The 20,450-nt window shown below is 73.6% G+C and carries 17 protein-coding genes and 1 pseudogene; 14 read left to right on the forward strand and 4 right to left on the reverse strand.

Annotation, left to right across the window (positions count from 1 at the left end):
* Positions 1-97 precede the first annotated feature (97 nt).
* Positions 98-655, forward strand: coding sequence for a hypothetical protein (locus tag AC07AB_RS32265; protein ID WP_478574470.1), 558 nt, complete (start codon positions 98-100; stop codon positions 653-655).
* A gap of 217 nt (positions 656-872) precedes the next feature.
* Here AC07AB_RS32265 and AC07AB_RS32270 read toward each other — a convergent pair whose 3' ends face one another.
* From AC07AB_RS32270 to AC07AB_RS32280, 3 genes are all read right to left on the reverse strand, one after another.
* Positions 873-1,742, reverse strand: a complete 870-nt coding sequence (locus AC07AB_RS32270) for a YceI family protein (RefSeq protein ID WP_478574473.1) — start codon at positions 1,740-1,742, stop codon at positions 873-875.
* Positions 1,743-1,865: 123 nt separating this feature from the next.
* Complete coding sequence (locus tag AC07AB_RS32275) at positions 1,866-3,185, reverse strand: SWF or SNF family helicase (RefSeq protein WP_478574476.1); 1,320 nt, start codon at positions 3,183-3,185, stop codon at positions 1,866-1,868.
* Positions 3,186-3,199: 14 nt separating this feature from the next.
* Positions 3,200-6,172: an SNF2-related protein gene (locus AC07AB_RS32280; protein WP_478574479.1), complete on the reverse strand. Its 2,973-nt coding sequence runs from the start codon at positions 6,170-6,172 to the stop codon at positions 3,200-3,202.
* 243 nt (positions 6,173-6,415) lie between these two features.
* On the opposite strand from AC07AB_RS32280, the gene AC07AB_RS32285 reads away from it, so the two are divergent.
* Together AC07AB_RS32285 and AC07AB_RS32290 are read left to right on the forward strand one after the other, a co-directional pair.
* Positions 6,416-7,447: a fatty acid desaturase family protein gene (locus AC07AB_RS32285; protein ID WP_478574482.1), complete on the forward strand. Its 1,032-nt coding sequence runs from the start codon at positions 6,416-6,418 to the stop codon at positions 7,445-7,447.
* A gap of 71 nt (positions 7,448-7,518) precedes the next feature.
* Complete coding sequence (locus AC07AB_RS32290; RefSeq protein WP_478574485.1) at positions 7,519-7,701, forward strand: hypothetical protein; 183 nt, start codon at positions 7,519-7,521, stop codon at positions 7,699-7,701.
* Between the two features lie 548 nt (positions 7,702-8,249).
* Here AC07AB_RS32290 and AC07AB_RS32295 read toward each other — a convergent pair.
* Positions 8,250-8,537 (reverse strand): hypothetical protein, encoded by a 288-nt coding sequence (locus tag AC07AB_RS32295; protein ID WP_478574488.1) that lies wholly within the window; start codon positions 8,535-8,537, stop codon positions 8,250-8,252.
* A gap of 544 nt (positions 8,538-9,081) precedes the next feature.
* Between AC07AB_RS32295 and AC07AB_RS32300 the strand changes: the two genes are divergently transcribed.
* From AC07AB_RS32300 to AC07AB_RS32350, 11 genes and pseudogenes are all read left to right on the forward strand, one after another.
* The gene (locus AC07AB_RS32300; protein WP_478574491.1) at positions 9,082-10,113 is read left to right on the forward strand and encodes a 2,5-dihydroxypyridine 5,6-dioxygenase NicX family protein; all 1,032 of its coding nucleotides are present in this window, start codon (positions 9,082-9,084) and stop codon (positions 10,111-10,113) included.
* 112 nt (positions 10,114-10,225) lie between these two features.
* Positions 10,226-11,494, forward strand: a complete 1,269-nt coding sequence (locus AC07AB_RS32305) for an FAD-dependent monooxygenase (protein WP_478574494.1) — start codon at positions 10,226-10,228, stop codon at positions 11,492-11,494.
* A gap of 208 nt (positions 11,495-11,702) precedes the next feature.
* Positions 11,703-12,569 carry an FAD binding domain-containing protein gene (locus AC07AB_RS32310; RefSeq protein WP_478574497.1) on the forward strand — a complete coding sequence of 289 codons (867 nt, stop codon included), beginning with the start codon at positions 11,703-11,705 and terminating at the stop codon, positions 12,567-12,569.
* Positions 12,566-15,025, forward strand: a complete 2,460-nt coding sequence (locus AC07AB_RS32315; protein WP_478574499.1) for a xanthine dehydrogenase family protein molybdopterin-binding subunit — start codon at positions 12,566-12,568, stop codon at positions 15,023-15,025. Before AC07AB_RS32310 ends, AC07AB_RS32315 begins: the two co-directional genes overlap by 4 nt.
* Positions 15,022-15,546 carry a (2Fe-2S)-binding protein gene (locus tag AC07AB_RS32320; protein WP_478574502.1) on the forward strand — a complete coding sequence of 175 codons (525 nt, stop codon included), beginning with the start codon at positions 15,022-15,024 and terminating at the stop codon, positions 15,544-15,546. The genes AC07AB_RS32315 and AC07AB_RS32320 overlap by 4 nt, the downstream gene beginning before the upstream one ends.
* Before the next feature lie 33 nt (positions 15,547-15,579).
* Positions 15,580-16,311 carry an SRPBCC family protein gene (locus AC07AB_RS32325; protein WP_478574503.1) on the forward strand — a complete coding sequence of 244 codons (732 nt, stop codon included), beginning with the start codon at positions 15,580-15,582 and terminating at the stop codon, positions 16,309-16,311.
* Positions 16,308-16,964 carry an isochorismatase family protein gene (locus tag AC07AB_RS32330; protein ID WP_478574505.1) on the forward strand — a complete coding sequence of 219 codons (657 nt, stop codon included), beginning with the start codon at positions 16,308-16,310 and terminating at the stop codon, positions 16,962-16,964. Before AC07AB_RS32325 ends, AC07AB_RS32330 begins: the two co-directional genes overlap by 4 nt.
* A gap of 41 nt (positions 16,965-17,005) precedes the next feature.
* Positions 17,006-17,920: an alpha/beta fold hydrolase gene (locus AC07AB_RS32335; protein ID WP_478574507.1), complete on the forward strand. Its 915-nt coding sequence runs from the start codon at positions 17,006-17,008 to the stop codon at positions 17,918-17,920.
* Positions 17,913-18,386 (forward strand): MarR family winged helix-turn-helix transcriptional regulator, encoded by a 474-nt coding sequence (locus AC07AB_RS32340; RefSeq protein ID WP_478574509.1) that lies wholly within the window; start codon positions 17,913-17,915, stop codon positions 18,384-18,386. The genes AC07AB_RS32335 and AC07AB_RS32340 overlap by 8 nt, the downstream gene beginning before the upstream one ends.
* 54 nt (positions 18,387-18,440) lie before the next feature.
* Positions 18,441-19,211 carry a maleate cis-trans isomerase family protein gene (locus AC07AB_RS32345; RefSeq protein WP_478574512.1) on the forward strand — a complete coding sequence of 257 codons (771 nt, stop codon included), beginning with the start codon at positions 18,441-18,443 and terminating at the stop codon, positions 19,209-19,211.
* A gap of 193 nt (positions 19,212-19,404) precedes the next feature.
* Positions 19,405-20,427 (forward strand): annotated as a pseudogene (locus AC07AB_RS32350) (acetamidase/formamidase family protein).
* The last annotated feature ends 23 nt before the right edge of the window (positions 20,428-20,450 follow it).

Genomic DNA, 20,450 nt, shown 5'->3' on the forward strand with positions numbered 1-20,450 from the left:
CCCGCGCCCGGGCGGAATGTAGCGGTCCGTCAGGAAACGTGTCCCGGGTTCGTCACGGGCGCGCGGCTGCCTCGCGAGGGCGGCGACTCTGGTCCGTATGGCAATGCCACCTGGACAGCCGCCCGGCCCACCGTCCGGACCTCCACCGCCGCCGTCCCAGCCGCCGCCCGGCTACGGCGGTTACGGTCCGCCCGGCGAGCCACCGGGCGGGGGCGGCGGCCCTGGAGGTCCCGGCGGTCCCGGCGGCTTCGGCCCCGGCGAGCCGCCGTGGTCCCAGCCGCCGCCGGACCGGGGCAACCGCCGCCGGATCGTTATCGCGGCCGTCCTGCTGATCGTGATCGCGGCCATCGCCGTGGGGGTGCTGCTGACCGTCACCGGCGGGAACGGGAGCGAGCCCGCCAAGGGCGCGTCGCCCAGCGGTTCGGCCCAGGCGCCGAGCGGTTCGGCCCCTGCCTCATCGGCGCCGCCCCGCCTGCCGACGAGCGTCCCCACCGGGATTCCGACGAGCCTGCCGCCCGGCGTCCCCACCGGGCTGCCCAGCGACATCTGGAGCGATCTGCCGACCGGCGTCCCCACGGAGATGCCGACGGTGCTGCCCACCGACGGGCTCGGCGAGCTGTCCCATCAGCGGCCCGTGCCGAGCCCCGGCGGCTGAGGGCCGGGGTCACACCCCTGGCCGGATCGGCGCGCGGTGCCCGGTGCGCGTGCGATCGCCAGGCGCCGGAAGGTCCTTGTACCGGAGCCGCCAGGGCGTTTCGGCGCACCGCCGCGAGCGTGCGCGCCAGACGTCGTACGCCCGGCCAGGGATGACACAGGCTCTGCACGCCCTCCGCACACACCGCTTCTCGCGCTGGGGCGAAGCCCGGTGGGCTCTACTCGTCGCGGATGGCCTGGATGTCGAGCTCGATGCGGATCGTCGCGCCGATCGCGGCGATGCCGCGCGCGAGCATCGTGCGCCAGTCCAGCGTGAAGTCCTCGCGGTGCAGCTCGGTGGCGGCCGAGCAGGCGGTGCGGGTCTCGCCCATGATGCCGGTGCCGATGCCCAGGTAGCGGGTGTCGAGATTGATGCTGCGGCTGACGCCGTGCAGGCTCAGCACGCCCTGCACCGACCACCGGGAGCCGCCCCGGTGCACGAAGCGCTCGCTGGCGAACTGGAGATACGGGTAGTGGTTGACGTCGAGGAAGTCCTTCGAGCGCAGGTGCTCGTCGCGCGCCTCGACGCCCGTGTCGATGCTCGCCGCGTCGATCGTCACCTCCAGCTGCGACTCCTCCATGCGCTCGGCGATCCACAGCGCGCCCTCGAACCGGTTGAACCGGCCGTGGATCTCGGCCAGCCCGATGTGCCGCGCGATGAAGCGCACGGCCGTGTGATCCGGATCGACCTTCCACCGGCCGGGCTCGGGCATGGCGGGGGAGGGGGCCAGCTCCATCCGCAGCGGGCCGGTGGAGGCCCGTACGCCCACCGTCGCCTCGCAGGACTGCCGTACGGGCTGGAACCCGTCCGACGTCACGGCGATGCTGTACTCGCCCGGGGCCACCGTCGCCGAGAAGCAGCCGTTCGGGTCGGTCTGGCCGTGCACCACCTCGCGCCCCTCCGTGTCACGGACCGAGACCTCCGCCCGGTGCAGCGGCAGCTGCACCGGGTCGAGGACGACGCAGTCGAGGGCTCCCGCGCCGCGGGGTATCGGTGCGGCGGCTCGCGTGGCGGAGCGGTTGCTACGGCGCAACAGGGCGAATGCCATCCCGGTGGGCCTTTCTGAATCAGTCGGTCGTCGAATGCGAGAACACCACATTCTGTCACTGCTCAGGAAGAGGTTGCCCATCGCCTATGAAACCGTTGGTGTCGCCCCGCTTAACCCTTCGATTCACTCCTCAATGAGGGATGTGGAGAGGATCATCGCCAGCGCCGCCGCCGGATCCGCGTCGCCCGGACCGGCCGGGTCCCAGCGCCCCCGCTCCTTGCGGTACGGCCACCACCGGCCGTCCCGCGCCCATCGCAACTGCGCGTCGGCGCCCACCACCGTCCAGCGGTTGCGGGCCGCGCGCAGCCGCGGCGGACTCTCCTCCCCCTCCCACGCGGCGTCCAGCCGGGCCCGCGCCCGCGCCAGCTCCGCCGGGCCCGGCGTCCACTCCTCGTCGAGCACGGCGAGCGCCGCGGCCCCGCCGTGCCCCCAGGCCCGTACGGCCCGCGCGAGATCCGCGCCGTCGCGCCCGCGGCCCGCCGCGAGCCGGGCGGCGATCCGCGGTTCGGGCCCCGCCGCGGCGAGCCGCACGGCGTCCTGCCCGACCGTGAGCCGCGCCGGTACGGTCGTCCCCTCATGGCCGGGCGCGAGCGCCTGCGCCAGCAGCAGCTGGGCCCGTACGGCCGCGGCCGACGCCAGGAACTCCAGCGCGCCCACGTCGACCCCAGCCGCCGGGGCCGCCTCCCCGCCCAGCGCGGGCGGCTCGCCCGCCTCGGCCACGGCGGGCGGTGGCGCGGGCAGCGGCGGCACAGCGCCCCGGGCGGCGAACACCTCCCGGGCGTCGACCCCCGCCGCGGGCCGCTCGGCCGCCGGACCGCCCGCAGCGCGGCCCCCTTCCGCGTGCGCCGCGCTGCGCCGCTGCAACTCGTCCAGCAGTTCGCGCTCACCACGGCCGCGCATCAGCAGCAGCACGAACGGATCCTCGTCCAGCAACCGGGCCACCTGGTAGCACAGCGCCGCCGAATGCGGACAGTGGTCCCACGCCTCGCAGCCGCACTCCGGCTCCAAGTCGCCTATGCCCGGCAGTAGTTCGACCCCGCAGGCCGATGCTTCCTCCGCCAGGTCCGGCGGCATGTCACGGTCCAGCAGCGCCGCGATATGCCCCGCCCGGTCCGCCACCATCTCCAGCAGCCGGTCCCACTCGTCGGCCGACAGCACCTGGACCAGCACATCGGAACGGACCTGCGTGCCGTCGCGGTCCCGCACCACCGCCGTGATCCGCCCCGGCCGCACCGACACCGCACCGACCGCGCCCTCCCGCGCCCGCTGACGGCCCCTCTTCAACTGCCGGCCGTCCAGCGCCGTCTCCTCCAGCGCCTTCAGCCACGCCAGACCCCACCAGCTCCGCGCGAAGCCGCGGCCCTGGGCCGGCGGCAGAGCCGTGAACGTCCGCTCCCCGCCCCCGAGTTCCCCGCCGCCGCGCCACCCGTCCGCACCGGTCATATCCCTCGCCCCGCTCATCGGGCGACCCCCCTCAACTCGACGAGCTCCGCCAGATCGGCGTCGCTCAACTCACTCAGCGCGGCCTCGCCCGACCCCAGCACCGCGTCGGCCAGTGCCTGCTTGCGTACCAGCATGTCGGCGATCCGGTCCTCGATCGTGCCCTCGGCGATCAGCCGGTGCACCTGCACGGGCTGCGTCTGGCCGATGCGGTACGCGCGGTCGGTGGCCTGCGCCTCGACGGCCGGGTTCCACCAGCGGTCGAAGTGCACGACATGCCCGGCGCGCGTCAGGTTCAGGCCCGTCCCCGCCGCCTTCAGCGACAGCAGGAACACCGGGACCTCACCGTCCTGGAAGCGGCGCACCATCTCCTCGCGCCGCGCCACGGGCGTACCGCCGTGCAGGAACTGGGTGGGCACCCCGCGCGCCGCCAGATGCTCCTGGAGCAGCCGCGCCATCTGCACGTACTGCGTGAAGACCAGCACGCTCGCGCCCTCCGCGAGAATCGTGTCCAGCAGCTCGTCGAGCAGCTCCACCTTGCCCGAGCGGCCCTGGATCCGCGTCCCGCCGCCGGGCCCCCGCGCGCCGCCGCCCTCCTTCAGATACTGGGCGGGGTGGTTGCAGACTTGTTTGAGGCCGGTCAGCAGTTTCACGATCAGCCCCCGCCGCCGCATCCCGTCCGCCGCGGCCACCTCCGCCATCATCTCGCGCACCACGGCCTCGTACAGCCCGGTCTGCTCCTTGGTGAGCGCGACCGCCCGGTCCGTCTCGGTCTTGGGCGGCAGCTCGGGGGCGATGCCCGGGTCGGACTTGCGGCGGCGCAGCAGGAATGGGCCGACGAGCCTGGCCAGCCGCTCCGCCGCGGCCGGGTCCGCGCCGCTCTCGACGGCACGCGCGTAGCGGGTACGGAACCGGGCGAGCGGGCCGAGCAGCCCCGGCGTCGTCCAGTCGAGGATCGCCCACAGCTCGGACAGGTTGTTCTCGACGGGCGTGCCGGTCAGGGCGACCCGCGCCTTGGCGCCGATGGTGCGCAACTGCCGTGCGGTCGCCGAGTACGGGTTCTTGACGTGCTGCGCCTCGTCGGCGACGACCATGCCCCAGCCGCTTTCGGCGAGGGCCCCGTCGTCGAGCCGCATGGTGCCGTACGTGGTGAGCACGAACTCCCCGTCCGCCAGCCCGGCCAGGCTGCGCGAGCCGCCGTGGAAGCGGCGCACCGGGGTGCCCGGCGCGAACCTCTCGATCTCGCGCTGCCAGTTGCCCAGCAGCGACGTGGGGCAGACGACGAGCGTCGGGCCGGCGGACTCCGGCGCCTCCTGCCGGTGCAGATGGAGCGCGATCAGCGTGATCGTCTTGCCGAGCCCCATGTCGTCGGCCAGGCAGCCGCCGAGGCCCAGTCCGGTCATCCGGCTGAGCCAGCCGAGGCCGCGCAGCTGGTAGTCGCGCAGCGTCGCGGAGAGGGCGGCGGGACAGCGGACCGGCTCCCGGGCCGTCGAGTCGGGGTCGGCGATCCGGTCGCGCAGGGCGGCCAGCCAGCCGGTGGCCCGTACCTCCACGGTGTCGCCGTCGGCCTCGGCGCGTCCGGTGAGGGCCGCCCCGAGCGCCTCGACCGGCGCGAGTTTGCGGTCCGGCCGCTCCCGCGCCCGGCGCAGCGCCTCCGGGTCGATGAGCACCCACTGGTCGCGCAGCCGTACGGCGGGACGGCTCGCCTCGGCCAGCTCGTCCAGCTCCCGCCGTGTCAACTCCTGCCCGCCGACGGTGAATTGCCAGCTGAAGTTCAGCAGCGCGTCGGCCGAGAGGACGGACGGCATGCCCGACTCGGCGCGGTCGGGCGGGCCGTGCCCGTCGGACAAACCGTGCCCGTCGGGCGGGCCGATGACGGCGCGGGTGGTGAGGCCCCGTACCAGCTCCTTGGGCCAGTGGACCTGGACCCCGGCCGCGCCCAGCGCCCGGGAGGCGGCGCCGAGCAGTTCGGCCACCTCCTCGTCGTCCAGGTCGAGCGCGTCGGGAACCGCCGCGGACAGCAGCGGGGTGAGCGCGGGCCAGGCGCGGGCGGCGCGGCGCAGCGCGAGCAGCGCGTCCATCCGGGCGCGCGGGCCGAACGCCGCCGCGTCACCGGCGCCGGACCAGATCTCGACGGCGTCCGCGACGAGGGCCGGATCGGTGAGGCTGTGCAACTGGAGAACGGCCCGCAGGCTCAGCCGGGCCGGCGCGTCCCCGTCGCCTTCGGCCGCGCGCGGTGCGGACACCTCGCGCGCTTCGACGCGCAGCGACAGGCGTACGCCCTCGTCGTGCCCGGCGGCGATGTCCGCGGCCCAGGCGCGCTGCTCGGGCAGGTGCTGCGGTTCGGCGGCGGCGAACGCGGGCCCGCCCGCGGCCAGCGCCGCGGCGGGGGAGCGGGGCAGGCCGTCGGCGACCGCGTCGAGGAACGCGCGCACCAGCCGCTCGGGTTCGGGCAGCAGCGCGGGACCGGTCCCCGGAAGCGGCGCGGCGTGCGCGGCGGGCGGCATCGCGGCGGCCAGCTCACGGACCCGCCGCAGATCCTCCGGGGTGAGCGGCCCCATCCGCCAGGCATCATGGTCGGTGGCGGAAAGACCCGGCAGCAGCCGCCCCCGCGCGGCGAGTTGGAGGGCCAGCACCGCCGCCGCGCCCCAGAAGGCGGCGGCCTCGTCGGCCCGGGCCGTACGGGCCCGGGTGAGGACGGGCAGCGCGTCGCGTACGGGCAGCAGGAGGGCCCGTACGGTCACGGTCGCGATGCCCGTACCGTCGGGCACCACGACGGTCAGCTCCTCGACGGGGCCGGGGGCCGCGGGCGGTTCCTCGCCGGGCCGCCAGAAGGCGACGTGCCCGGTGCGCGCCGGGTCGCCGGGGAGGAAGACGGCCGAGCAGTGGGCGAGCGAGGCGGTCTCGGAAGGTGTCGGAGCGGAGGGAGCGGGGGCGCCGGAGGCGGCAGAGAGAGCGGAGGAGGCAGGGCGGGCAGAGGGAGGTGTCACAGCGTCGACGCATTCCTCAAATTTGACCACTGGGGGCTGGGAATCGCCGAGGGTACATGCCCCGCGGGCGCGCGCATAGCGCCTCGCCCGTGGACTCCGCTACCGGCCCGTCCATGGTGTACTCAACCCCCGGTCCTTTGCGGGGGGTTGCCCCCAGGTTGATCGGGGTGGTGACGCCATGGTCCGCCCGCGCCCCGAACCGTACCTTTCGTGAGGCCAGTCATAACGATCCCCGGAGACCTCATGCCCCAATCAAGCGCCGTCCTCGCCGAACCATCAGCGGGCAGCGACTTCGCCCCGCTCCTGCGCCAGGTGCGGGAACAGGGACTTCTCGAACGGCGCAGGGGCTGGTACACGGCGGGCATCACCGCCAACCTGCTCGTCCTGGCCGCGATCGGCGCGGGGATCGTCCTCCTCGACGGCTCCTGGTGGACGCTGCTGCTCGCGCCCCTCGCCGCTGTCTTCTGGGCTCGTACGGCCTTCGTCGGACACGACAGCGGGCACTCCCAGATAGCCGGAACCCGCCGCGGTAACCGCGTCATAGGGCTCGTTCACGCCAATCTGCTTCTCGGTATGAGCGTCGCGTGGTGGAACGACAAGCACAACCGCCACCACGCCAACCCCAACCACATAGACAAGGACCCCGACGTCGGCGTCGGCGCGCTCGTGTGGACCCAGCGGCAGGCGGCTGAGCGCGAGGGCTTCGCGCGCTGGCTCACCCGCAACCAGGCCCGGCTGTTCATCCCGATGCTGCTGCTCGAAGGGATCGCGCTGAAGGTCTCCAGCATCCAGGACCTCAAGCGGCAGCAGCCGCGCGAGCGGGCCGCCGAGGCCGTCCTGCTGGTTCTGCACTACGTCGGGTACTGCACGCTGCTCCTGTCCTGTATGAGTCCGGGGATGGCCGCGGCCTTCGCCTTTACGCACCACGCGTTCTTCGGGCTCCACCTCGGGATGGCCTTCGCGCCCAACCACAAGGGCATGGAGATGCCCGACCCGAACGGAGAGCGCTGGGGCCACCTGCGGCGCCAGGTCGTGACCTCGCGCAACGTGCGCGGCGCGCTGCTCACTGACTGGTTCCTGGGCGGCCTGAACTACCAGATCGAGCACCACCTCTTCCCGAACATGCCCCGCCCCCACCTGCGACTCGCCCAGCCCCTGGTGCGCCACCACTGCCGTGCGCTGGGGCTCCCGTACACGGAGACTGGACTTATCGACTCCTACGGGCAGGCGCTGCGCCACATGCACGAGGTGGGAGCGCCGCTGCGGACCGGGTGAAGGAACCGGGAGCGTCCGGCGGACGTTGCAAGGAGACGGAGCGGCAGTCGCCGCAGGAGGAGGCGGAGAAGATGACCAACAGGGCGAAGGTCGCGGTCGGCGGGGTGGCCGTAGGGGTGATCCTGCTGTGGCTGCTGCCCTTCTGGGCGGCGCTGCTGGTGATGGTCGGGGTGCCGGTCGGCGCGTATCTGCTGCTGGACCCGTCGCAGCGGCGTCGGCTCAAGCGGGTCTCGCGCAAGGAGCTGGGCCGCTGACGGCCCGGCCGGTCCTCCGGCCCCCGTCCGAGCTTTTACGGGCGTCATGGGCCCGGCGGCCGGTCCCGGCCCGGAAAGTACGCCTCCTGCCCCGGCGGCGGGGGAGCGCCATGCCGGCGGCAGCGCCGCGTGCGGGGCGCGCCCCGGCTGCCGGGTGCGCCCTCATTCCGGCGGCCGTGATCGCGGACCGGCCGCGTGGCGTCGCCCGCGGGCGCGCCGAGGCGTAGGCGGGCCCGCCGGGGGCGCGGCGCCGCCGCCACGTCGGCGCGAGCGCCGGTACGGGCCCGGCCCGTCCGATCCGGCCCCGAACGCATGGCCAACTCCCCGGCGATGTAATGAGACTGACCGGGTGTCAGTGAGTGTATTCGGCACGGATTACGGCGGCCATGGCCGTGGTCCGCGTGACGGAACCGAGCCCCGCACCGTGTCGATACGGCGCGAGCCGACGGGGGAGGGGCACGCCCGTATCCTTCCGCGGCACTCCGCCGCGACCGCGCCCGGCGACCGCGCCCGGGGATCCCGACCGGCGACCCCGCCGTCCGTCCGCGTCAGGCGGCGGGCAGGCCCAGCAGCGAACGGGCCACCGTGTGCGGCGACTCGTCGCGCTCGCGCGCCAGCGCGATGACCGCACGGCAGGCGAGCTCGTTCACCCCGAAAGCGAGCGCCTCCGGCGGCACCCAGCGCGCCGCCTCCGAACTCCGCTGCTCGTCGTTCTCGGCGCACGCCGCCACATACGTCGCCGCCGCTTCGAAGAGATTGCGCTGCCTGCCGACCGGACGCACGGTCCCGGGCAGCGTCCAGGCCGCCTCGATTCGCCTGCGGAGTCTGTCGAACACGCGGATCACCCGCCCCACACCGAGGTCCGTCCCAAGGACCGTTCCCGTGTGCCCGGGGACGCGGACCTCAACCCTTCGGGAACGGCGGGCGAACGGCCGGCGGTGAGTCACCGGCCACCGCGTCATGAGGCGCTCCGCCGCTCACGTCCGCCGGGCCGTACGCCGGCCGGACCGTACGAGGGCCGCGCCCCCGGCACCCCAACGGCCGGACGCGCCCAGAAAATTCACCGTGCTCCCGCCACCCCCTCGCCCCCCTCCGCCCCACCCCTCGACCCGCCGCCTGAGCAGGCAGGACGGCGCCCGCGAGACTGCCGCGCGGACGCCCGGCGGAGCAGGCGGGCGGCGCGGAAGCGGTGCCGAAGACCGCCGAGGCCCTTGCCCCGACGGGTTAGTACGTGTTCGGATTATCTCTGTCGGGACGCCAACCCCACCCGCGTTTCCGCTGCTCAGGCGGGTATGCGGCGGGCTGTTCGGGCTGCCCTCAGGCACCCTCGCGCCGCCGCCCGAAGCCCCGTACTCCGAGACGACTCCTGGAGGACAAATCGTGTTCGACTTCTCGTCCGTCGACCTGCTGGACGCCTTCACCCGCGAACTGACGATGTGCCGGGTACGCCCCGGTGAACACGTGGTCGTCCTCTCCGAACCAGCGAGCCGCGGCGATTACGTCGCCGCGGCCTTCGGCGCCGCGAAGGCGTGCGGCGCCCACGTCATCTCCGCGACCGTCCCCGGTGGCAGCCCGGCCCCCACCCCCAGCACCCACACCGGCTCCGGCCCCGGCCTGACCTCCGTCCTCAACGACACCACCGCCCAGGACCTGCTGAAATCCGCGGACCTCGTGGTCGACCTCACCCAGGAAGGGTTCATCCACGCGCCCGTACAGCAGCAGATCCTCCAGGCCGGCACCCGCATCATCTTCGTCTGCGACGCGCCCGACGTGCTGATCCGCAACCTCCCCCAGGACGGCGACAAGGACCGCTGCCAGCAGGCCGCCGACCTGCTGAAGCGATCCGTCGAAATGCGGGTCACCTCCGGCGCGGGCACCGATCTGAGCGTCCGGCTCGAAGGGGCCCACCCGGAGTTCCAGTGCGGCTACGCCGACGACCCCGGCCGATGGGACCACTGGCCCAGCACGATGGTGCTGTGCTGGCCGGAGATCTCCAACGGACGGATCGTGCTGGCCGAGGGCGACATCCTGCTCCCCTTCAAGGAGTACGTACGCGAACCCGTCACCCTCGAAATCCGCGACGGCCACATCGACGGCGTCACGGGCGGCGCGGAGGCGAAGCTGCTCACGACCTTCTTCGAGGACGCGAAGGACCAGTGGGCGCGCAGCCTCTCCCACATGGGGTGGGGCCTGATGCGCAGCGCCGACTGGTTCGCCACCGCCCTGTACGGCAAGGGCGACCTGATGGGCATGGACGCCCGGGCCTTCGCGGGCAACTTCCTGTGGTCCACCGGCCCGCACCCCGTCCTCGGCCGGGAGTCCTACGCGCACCTGGACATCGCGATGCGCGGCTGCACCGTCTCCGTCGACGGCACCGAGACCGTGACCGACGGCGTACTCGCCGAGCGCTGACCCGGCGGCCACCGCCGCCCCCGGCCCGCGAGCCATCACCGCCCCGGCTCGCCCGCCCCCACCGCCCCCAGCTCGCCCGCCCCGCACCGCGAGCCCTCGCCCTGGAGGAGACTTGGCGCCCAGCCAGTCGTACGAAGTCACCGTCGTAGGCGGCGGACTCGGCGGCCTCACCGCCGCCCTCGCCCTGCGCCACCGCGGCGTCCGCGTCACCGTACTCGAACAGGCCGACCGGCTCGGCGAGGTCGGCGCGGGCATCCAGACCGCCCCCAACGCCAGCCGGGTCCTGCTCTCCCTCGGCCTGCGCGAACAGCTCGAAGCCATCCACACCGAACCCCAGGACCAGGTCCGCCGGCGCTGGAAGGACGGCAGGATCGTCGCCCTCACCTCGCTCGGCGACTTCTGCAAAGACACCTATAACGCCCCCTATTGGCACTACCACCGCGCCGACCTGCACCGCGTCATCATGGACGCCTGCACCGACCCCGACGGCCCCGGCCCCGCCGTCCGGCTCATCACCGGCAGCAAGGTCGTCGGCCTCGACCGCGCCGACCCCGGGCGCCCCACCGCCGTCACCGAGGACGGCGCCCGCCACACCGCGGACGCCCTCATCGGCGCCGACGGCATCCGCTCCCGAGTCCGCGACCTGATGGGCGCCGAGGACACCCTCGTCTTCTCCGGCGAGATGGCCTACCGGGCGCTCATCCCCGGCGAGCTGATCGCGGCCGACCCCGCCACCCGCTGGCTGGCCGACCGCTACCAGAGCACCATCTGGTACGGGCCGGACCGGCACCTCGTCCACTACATGATCCGCGGCGGCCAGTATCTGAACATCGTCGCCTGCGTGCCCTGCACCGACGACGTCGCCGAGCGCTGGAGCGCGCCCGCCACCCCCGGCGAGCTGGCAGGGGCGTTCCCCGGCTGGGACGACCGGGTCCCCGCGATGCTCTCCAAGGCCAAGGACGACGTCTCCTGCTTCGCCCTCTACCACCGCCGCCGCGACCCCGTCTGGATGGACGGCAACGTCGCCCTGCTCGGCGACGCCTGCCACGCCATGCTGCCCTACCAGGCCCAGGGCGCGTCCCAGGCCATGGAGGACGCCGCCGTACTCGCCGAGGAGCTCGGCGGCGTCACCGCGAGCGGCATCGAGGGCGCGCTGCGCCGCTATGTGAACCGGCGCGCCACCCACGCCGGGATGGTGCAGGACGCCTCGCTGCGCAACAAGACCTTCTACCACTTCCCGGACGGGCCGATGCAGCAGGACCGCGACGCGAAACTCCGCAGCTTCGACGGGGAGTCGGACGTCTCCTACGACTGGCTGTGGAGCGGTTCCCCGATCGCCACCCCCGACCTGGGCCGGTTCTCCTACCCGTTCGCGCGCTGAGCCAGGACCGGGCCGCGCTGAGCCGCGACCGGGCCGGTCCCGGCTGAACCGCGGCCGAACCGGGCCGGGCCCCGAAGACCCGGCCCCCACAGACAGGGGCGCCGTACGGGCCACACTCCCCCCTGAGCCCCTACGGCGCCCCGCCCACCGCCCCACACCCCCGGCCCCGGCCAGCGCGAACCGCCCCACCAGCACGAAGAGGAGGACCATGAAGCCCGCCGCGTTCACCTACCACCGCGCGCGCGACGTCGACGGCGCCACCCGCCTGCTCGCCGAGCTCGGCGACGAGGCGAAGCTCATCGCCGGCGGCCAGAGCCTGGTCGCGATGATGAACTTCCGGCTGGCCAGGCCGCGGCACCTCATCGACATCGGCTCCATCGACGGCCTCGACCAGCTGCGCACCGACGCCGACGGCGCCCTGCGCATCGGCGCCCTGGCCACCCACCACGCCGTGCACACCGCGCCCGCGGACCGGCTCGGACCCGGCCACGCCGTCATCCGCGACGCCATGCGCTGGATCGGCCACCTGCCCATCCGCACCCGCGGCACCGTCGGCGGCAGCCTCGCCCACGCCGACGCCACCGCCGAATGGTGCCTGCTCGCCACCCTGCTCGACGCCGAACTCACCGCCCGCGGCCCCGACGGCGAACGCCGCATCGCCGCCCGGGACTTCTTCCACGGCTACTACACCACCGCCCTCGAACCCCACGAGATGCTCACCGAGATCACCTTTCCCCACCCCGCGCCGCACGCCGCCCTCACCGAATTCGCCGAACGCCAGGGCGACTTCGCCACCGTCTCCGCCGCCGTCGCCCTCGACCTCGCGGACGACGGCACCCTCAGCGGCGGCCGCATCGCCCTCGGCGGCGTCGACGCGCTGCCCGTGCGCGTACCCGAGGCCGAGGAAGCCCTGGGCCGAGGCCGGCCGCCCGGCCCCGAAGCGTTCGCCCGCTGCGCGGAAGCGGCCGCCGCCGCCATCGAACCCCCCGACGACGCGAACGGCAGCGCCCACTACCGCAGGGCCCTGACCCGCACCCTTGTCACCCGTGCCTGCGAGGAGGCGATGGCCCGATGAGCGGCGAAGCCCGCACCCCCGAGCCGGACGGCACCACCGGCGAAGCCCGCACCCCCGGCCCGGACGGCGCCTGGATCGGCGCGTCCGTCGGCCGCCGCGAGGACCCCCGGCTGCTCACCGGCCGCGGCCGGTTCACCGACGACATCCACCTCCCCGGCATGCTGCACGCCCAGTTCGTCCGCAGCACCATGGCCCACGCCACCGTCACCTCCATCGACCTCGACGACGTACGCCAAGTGCCGGGCGTCGTCGCCGCGTTCACCGCCGCCGACCTGGACCTCGGCGACATCACCGCCCGCCTGGACCGCCCCCGCTCGGAGTACGTCCCCACCGACATGCCCGTACTCGCCCGCGACCGGGTCCGCTACGCGGGCGAGCCGCTGGCCATCGTCGTGGCCCGCGACGCGTACGCCGCCGAGGACGGACTGGAGGCCGCCAAGGTGACATACGACGCCCGACCGCCCATCACCCGCGAGGCCGACGCCCTCGCCCCCGGCGCACCCCTCGTGCACGACGAAGCACCGGCCAACACCCTGGTCGACGTCTCGATGTTCGCGACCGAGGGCATCGACGCCGTCTTCGACGACGCCCCTTGCGTCGTCGCCGTCGAGGCCCGCACCGGCCGCCAGAACGCCCTGCCCCTGGAGACCCGCGGAGCCGTCGCGAGCTGGGACGACCGGGAGGAACAGCTGCTCCTCCAGACGTCCAGCCAGACCCCGCACCAGGTACGGACCGTCGCGGCCCGCTGCCTGGGCCTGGACGAACGCTCCGTACGCGTCCTCGTCCCCGACATGGGCGGCGGCTTCGGCCAGAAGTGCGCCGTCGGCCGCGAGGAGATCGCCACCGCCGCGGCGGCGCTGCGCCTGAACCGCCCCGTCAAGTGGACCGAGGACCGCAAGGACGCGCTGACCGCCTCCTTCCTCGCCCGCGAACAGCACTACGACGCCCGCGCCGCCTTCGACGCCGACGGACGCATCCTCGCCCTCGACGCCGACATCGTCTGCGACATGGGCGCCTACTCCTGCTACCCCTTCACCGCCGGCATCGAGCCCCTGATGGCCTCCGCCGAGATGCCCGGCGTCTACAAGGTGCCCGCCTACCGGGTCAGGGCCCGCGCCATCACCACCAACAAGGCCCCCTCCGCCCCCTACCGGGGCGTGAGCCGCCCCCAGTACGTGATGGTGATGGAGCGGCTCTTCGAACGGGCCGCCCGGGAACTGGGCATCGACGCCGTCGAACTCCGCCGCCGCAACCTCATCACCGAATTCCCCTACACCGGCGTCAACAACATCACCTACGACCCCGGCTCGTACCGCGAGGCGCTGGACCTGTGCGAACAGACCCTGCGCGACGAAGGCTGGTACGAGCGGCGCGCGGCCGCCGCGGCAGCGGGGCGCCACCTCGGCATCGGCTACTCCTGCTTCAGCGAACGCACCGGCTACGGCTCCACCGCGTTCGCCCAGCGCAAGATGGAGGTCGTGCCCGGCTACGACATCGCCGAGGCCCGGATGGACACCAGCGGAGCCCTGGTCGTCACCACCGGCACCATGAGCCACGGCCAGAGCCACGAGACCACCATGGCCCAGATCGCCGCCGACCAGCTCGGCCTCGACCTCGCCAAGGTCCGTATCCACCAGGGCGACACCGATCGCGTCAGCTACGGCTGGGGCACCTTCGCCAGCCGCTCCATCGCCGTCGGCGGCAGCGCCGTCCGCCTCGCCGCCGCCAAGCTGGGCACCAAACTCCGCCGCATCGCCGCCTCCCAGTGGGACATCCCCCCGGAGGAGACGGAACTGGGCCGGGGCCTCGTACGCCGCCGCGGCGCCCACGACGAGCACCTCACCTTCGAGCGGCTCGCCGACATCGCCTACCTCAAGGCGCACCTGCTCCCCAAGGACCTGGAGCCCGGCCTGAGCGCCACCGCCACCTTCGACGTCTTCAACGACGGCACCTTCTCCAACGCCGCCCACGGCGTCGTCGTCGAACTCCACGAAGGCACCGGCCAGGTGGAGATCCTGCGCTACGCCTGCGTCGAGGACTGCGGCGTCGCCATCAACCCGAAGGTCGTCGAGGGCCAGGCGCGCGGTGGCATCGCCCAGGGCATCGCCGGCGCCCTCTTCGAGCAGATCACCTACGACGACCAGGGCGAACCCTCCGCCACCAGCTTCATGGACTACAAGGTCCCGACCGCCCACGAGATCCCCTACATCACCGTCGCGCACCTGGAAACCCCCTGCGCCTTCACCGAGACCGGGGCCAAGGGCGCCGGCGAGGGCGGCACCATCGGCGCGCCCGCCGCGGTTCTCAACGCCGTCAACGACGCCCTGCTGCCCACCGGCGTCGAACTCGACTCCACCCCCATCACCCCCGAGACGGTCGCCCGCGCCCTGGAGCCGGCGGACACCCGACCGGAGCAGACCCGACCGGAGCAGACCCGACTGGAGCAGGCGCGATGAGCGACACCACCCACCACCCGCACCACCAGCAGCTCATCAGCCTGCACGTCAACGGCGAGCAGTACGAGATCCTCACCGAGCCCCGCCGCACCCTCGCCGACGCGCTCCGCCACGACCTGCGGATCACCGGCACCCACATCGGCTGCGAGCACGGCATCTGCGGCGCCTGCACGGTGCTGCTCGACGGCGCGCCCGTACGGGCCTGCCTGATGTTCGCCGCCCAGGCCGAGGGCGCGCGGATCCGCACCGTGGAGTCGCTGGCCGACGGCCGCCGGCTGAGCGACCTGCAACAGGCGTTCAGCGCGCACCACGGCCTCCAGTGCGGCTTCTGCACACCGGGCTTCCTGATGCTCGCCGAGGGGTTCCTCGCGGAGCGGCCCGACGCGACCAAGGAGGAGATCCGCGAGGTCGTCGCCTCCAATCTGTGCCGCTGCACCGGCTACCAGACCATCGTCGAGGCCATCGACGACTGCGCCACCCGCCGCCGGGCCGCCGCTCTCGCTCCCGCGCAGGACGACTGACCGCGCCGTCCGCTGACAACCTACGGAGATTCCATGCAGCTCAACCACACGGTCCCGGTGAAGGCGGCCCCGGACGAGGTGTTCGCCCTCGTCAACGACGTCGAACGGGTCGCCTCCTGTATGCCGGGCGCCGCCCTGGACGGCCGCGACGGCGACGCCTGGCAGGGAAAGGTGAAGGTGAAGGTCGGACCGATCACGGCCGCGTACTCGGGCACCGTCCGCTTCCTGGAGAGCGACGCCGCCGCCCGCCGGCTGCGCGTCCAGGCCCGCGGCGCCGACACCCACGGCAGCGGCGACGCCGAGGCACTGGTGGCCCTCGCCGTGACCGAGGCCCCCGAGGGCTCGCGGCTGGAACTGACCACGGACCTGGTCATCCGCGGCAAGATCGCCCAGTTCGGCAAGGGCGCGGTGGCCACGGTCTCGGGCAAGATCCTCGAACAGTTCGCCCAGAACCTCGGCACCCTGCTCGACCAGGACCGCGCGGCCGGCCCGGAGGCCACGGCCGCCGCGCCGCAGCCCGGTGCCGCGCGGCCCGGGGCAGCCGCCCCGCAGGCCGCTTCCGCCGCCGGGCCCGCGCTGCCGCAGCAGCCCGCCTTCGCCGGACAGGGTGAACTGAACGGGATCTCGATGATCGTCGGCCCCGCGCTGGCCAAGTACGGGCCGCCCGCCGCGGCCTTCGCCTTCGGCCTCTTCGAAGGCTGGCTCCTCGGCCGCGTCCTGACCCGGGAGAAGCACTGCTGCCGCGCCGCCGGGAGCGTCCGGTGAGCGGCGGCCGGTACGGACCGGAGACCGACCGCACGTACGAGCGCGCCGGCTTCGGCGCCGCCGTACGGCGCGGCAGCCGCCCCGCCCTCGTCGTCGTGGACCTCACCCGCGGATTCACCGAGGACCGCTTCGCGTGCGGAGCCGACCTCACCGACGTGGTGGAGGCGACCGCGATGCTCGTACGGGCCGCCCGCGCGGCCGGGGCGCCCGTGCTCTACACCGCGATCGTCTATACCCCGGCCGAGGCCGAGGGGCACTGCGTCACCTGGCTCGACAAGGCCCCCGGCCTGCGCGTACTGACCGAGGGCAGCGAGGCGGTGGCCATCGACCCCCGGCTGCCCCGCGAGCCCGAGGACGTCCTGGTGGTGAAGAAGGGCGCCTCCGCGTTCTTCGGCACCTCGCTGGCCGCGACCCTCGTGGCGTTCGGCTGCGACACGGTCCTGCTGTGCGGGGCCACCACCAGCGGCTGCCTGCGGGCGAGCGCGGTCGACGCCGTACAGAGCGGCTTCCCCGTGCTGGTGCCGCGCGAGTGCGCGGGCGACCGCGCCCAAGGCCCCCACGAGGCGGCGCTGTTCGACATCGACGCCAAGTACGGCGACGTCATCGACTTGGCCGATGCGACGGACTACCTCCGCCGCCTGCCGGGTGCCTGACCGCGTGTCAGCCGCCGAATCCACCTGACGATTCATCAGTCATGGACCTGACCCATCATCACCAGGAGGAACCCGTGTCCCCACGGTCCCTCGGCCAGCCCGCGCTCGCCGACCTCGCCGACGCCCCGGCCACCAGCCGCTGGGTCCGCTCCGGCTCGCTGCGCCTGCACGTACTCGACTACGGCGGCGACGGCGTACCGCTGCTCGTACTGCCCGGCATCACCAGCCCCGCGATCACCATGGACTTCGTCGCCCGCGAACTGACCGACCTGGTACGGCCCGTGGTCCTGGACGTGCGGGGCCGCGGGCTCTCCGACGGAGACGACGGCGACGCCTACGACATCCAGACGTACGCACAGGACGCCGAAGCGGTCATCACGGGCCTGGGCCTGGACCGCCCGCTGCTGCTCGGCCACTCGATGGGGGCCCGGATCGCGGCGGTGACCGCCGTGCGCGCCGAGGTGGCGGTGAGCGGCGTCATCGCCGTCGACCCGCCGCTGAGCGGCGACGGACGCGACCCGTACCCCACCTCACTGCCCGTATTCCTGGGGCAGTTGGAGCAGGCCGTGCGGGGTACGGACGCCGACGAGGTGGCGCGTGCGTGGCCCCGGTGGCCGCGCCGGGAACAGGGACTGCGGGCGCGCTGGCTCGCGAGCTGCGGCGAGCGGGCGATCGCGGCCACCCACCGGGGATTCGAGTCGGAGGACTTCTTCGACTGGTGGCCCGGCGTGCCGTCGCCGGTGGCGCTGCTCTACGGCGCCCAGAGCCCGGTGGTCACGGCCGAAGGCGTACGGGAGCTGACCGCGACGCACCCCGAAGCCCGGTTGACACCGGTGCCGGAGGCGGGCCACATGGTGTTCTGGGACAACCCGCCCACCGCGCTGAAGCTGTTGCGCGAGGCGATCACCGACGTCGCCGACCGGGCCGGGAGCGCGCCCGGGCGCGCTCGTGGCTGACGCCCCTCCGGCGCGGGCGGAGACACCGCCCACCGCTCTGTCGGCTGCTCCTGGGTATCAGGTGCGGCGGTTGTACCAGGCGTATGTGGCGGCGTGGGTGCGGTTGGTCGATCCGGTGTTGACGGGTCCGCAGTTCGCGGTGTTGACGGCGGTGGGGGCGGCGCCGGGTGAGGATCAGTCGTCGATGGCGTCGGCGGTGGCGTTGGATACGTCGACGATGGCGGATGTGGCGCGGCGGTTGGAGGGGCGTGGGTTGCTGGTGCGGCGTACGGCTCCGGATGACGGGCGTCGCAAGCTGCTGTTTCTGACGGAGTCGGGTCGGGGGGCACTGGCGGAGGCGGATCGGCGGGCGCGGCTGCTGGACGAGCGGTTGCTGGAGCCGTACGGGCCGGGCGAGCGTACGGCGCTGCTGGGGGAGCTGACGGTGCTGGCCGACCACTGGGAGGGCCTGACCCGCGGCATCTGACCCACCGAAACCCATCCGACGCCGACCCGGCGAACAGCGAAGCGAGAAAGCGATATGACGAACCATCACATAGGCATGATCGTCCCCAGCTCCAACCTCACCATGGAGACCGAACTGCCGCGGATGCTGCGCTCCCGCGAGAGCGTGGAGCCGGAGGACCACTTCATCTTCCACAGCAGCCGCACCCGGATGCAGCGGGTGACCCCCGAGCAACTGCGCGGCATGAACGCCCAGACGGAGCGCGCCGCCATGGAACTCGCCGACGCCCGCCCCGACGTCGTCGCCTCCGCCTGCCTGGTGGCGATCATGGCGCAGGGCCCCGGCCACCACTGCGTGGCGGAGGCGGAGATCACGGCCGCGCTCCGGGGGCAGGGGTCGTCGGCGCCGGTCGTCTCCAGCGCGGGGGCCCTGCTGAGCGGCATCGAGGCGCTCGGGGCGCGGCGGGTGGCCGTCGTCACCCCGTACATGAAGGACCTGACCGCCATGGTCACCGGCTATCTGGAGGACGCGGGGACCGAGGTCGTGGACGCGCTGAGCCTGGAGGTCCCCGACAACCTCGCGGTGGCCCGCCTCGACCCGGACGCGCTGCGTGAGCACTGGCGGCGCCTGGACCTGTCCGGCGCCGACGCGATCGTGCTCTCCGCGTGTGTGCAGATGCCCTCGCTGTCGGCGATCCAGTACGTGGAGGACGCGTCGGGGCTGCCGGTCCTGTCGGCGGCGACGGCCACGGTCCATCGCATCCTCACCGAACTGGACCTGCCGACGGTGGTCCCCGAGGCGGGCCGCCTCCTGAGCGGCGCGTACCCGGCCCCGGCCGCCGGCTGAACGGTGCGCCGGCCGCAAGGAGCACGGCGTCTTCCGCGCCCGCCGCCGCCTCCCTACCCTCTAGGGAAGAGGCAAGGCAGAAGAGGCAGAAGAGGCAGGAGTGACGAGAGGGCACCGAGGCGCCGAGCCCACGGCCACCCGCTCCGTCTTCCTCCCGCCGCCCGGCACACCGCCACCGCGACCAGGAGCCCGTATGAACGACCCCGTTTCAGACCCCCGGATCGTCACCGTCCGGCCCGGCGCGCAGGACTACGCGTGGACGTTCGGCGGGGCCGCTCCGGTGGCCCGTATCGCCCCCGGCACCGTCCTGGACGTCTTCACCGAGGACTGCTTCGGCGGCCGGGTGCGGACGGAGAAGGACCTGGTGTCCGAGGTCTGCGAGTTCCCCTTCGTCAACCCGCAGACCGGGCCCTTCCACGTCGAGGGCGCGGAGCCCGGCGACACCCTGGCCGTGCACTTCGTGTCCATCGAACCCCGCAGGGACTGGGCCGCCTCCACCACCGTGCCGCTCTTCGGAGCCCTGAGCGCCACCCACGCCACCGCCGCCCTGCACCCGCCGCTCCCCGAAGCCGTATGGATCTGGCAGCTGGACCGCGAGCGGCGGCAGTGCCGGTTCCAGGCCCGCGACAGCGAACTGGAACTCACCCTGCCGATGGACCCGATGCACGGCACGGTCGGCGTCGCCCCCGCCAACTTGGAGGTGCGCTCCGCCCTGGTCCCGGACGCGCACGGCGGCAACATGGACACGCCCGAAATGCGCGCGGGCGTCACCTGCTATCTCGGCGTCAACGTCGAAGGCGCCCTCTTCAGCCTGGGCGACGGACACGCCCGCTAGGGCGAGGGCGAGACATGCGGCGTCGCGGTGGAGACGGCGATGCACAGCGTCGTGATCGTGGAACTGCTCAAGGGCGTCGCCACCCCTTGGCCACGCCTGGAGTCGGACACCCACATCATCTCGACGGGCTCGGCCCGCCCGCTGGAGGACGCCTTCCGCATCTCCCAGCTGGACCTGATCCAGTGGCTGGCCCGGGACTACGGCCTGAGCGAACTGGACGCCTACCAATTCGTGACGCAAGCGGTCGAATCCCCGCTCGCGAACGTCTGCGACAGCAACTACACCTGCGTGGCCAAGATCCGCAAGGAGTGGCTGCCGGCGGCCGAACCGCACCGCGGCCTCCACGACCACCTGCGGGAGAGGGCGGCGGTGCTCGGCTGAGGCGGCTGCCGGGGCCGTCGCCG

It is taken from the genome of Streptomyces sp. NPDC044033, from assembly GCF_056434425.1.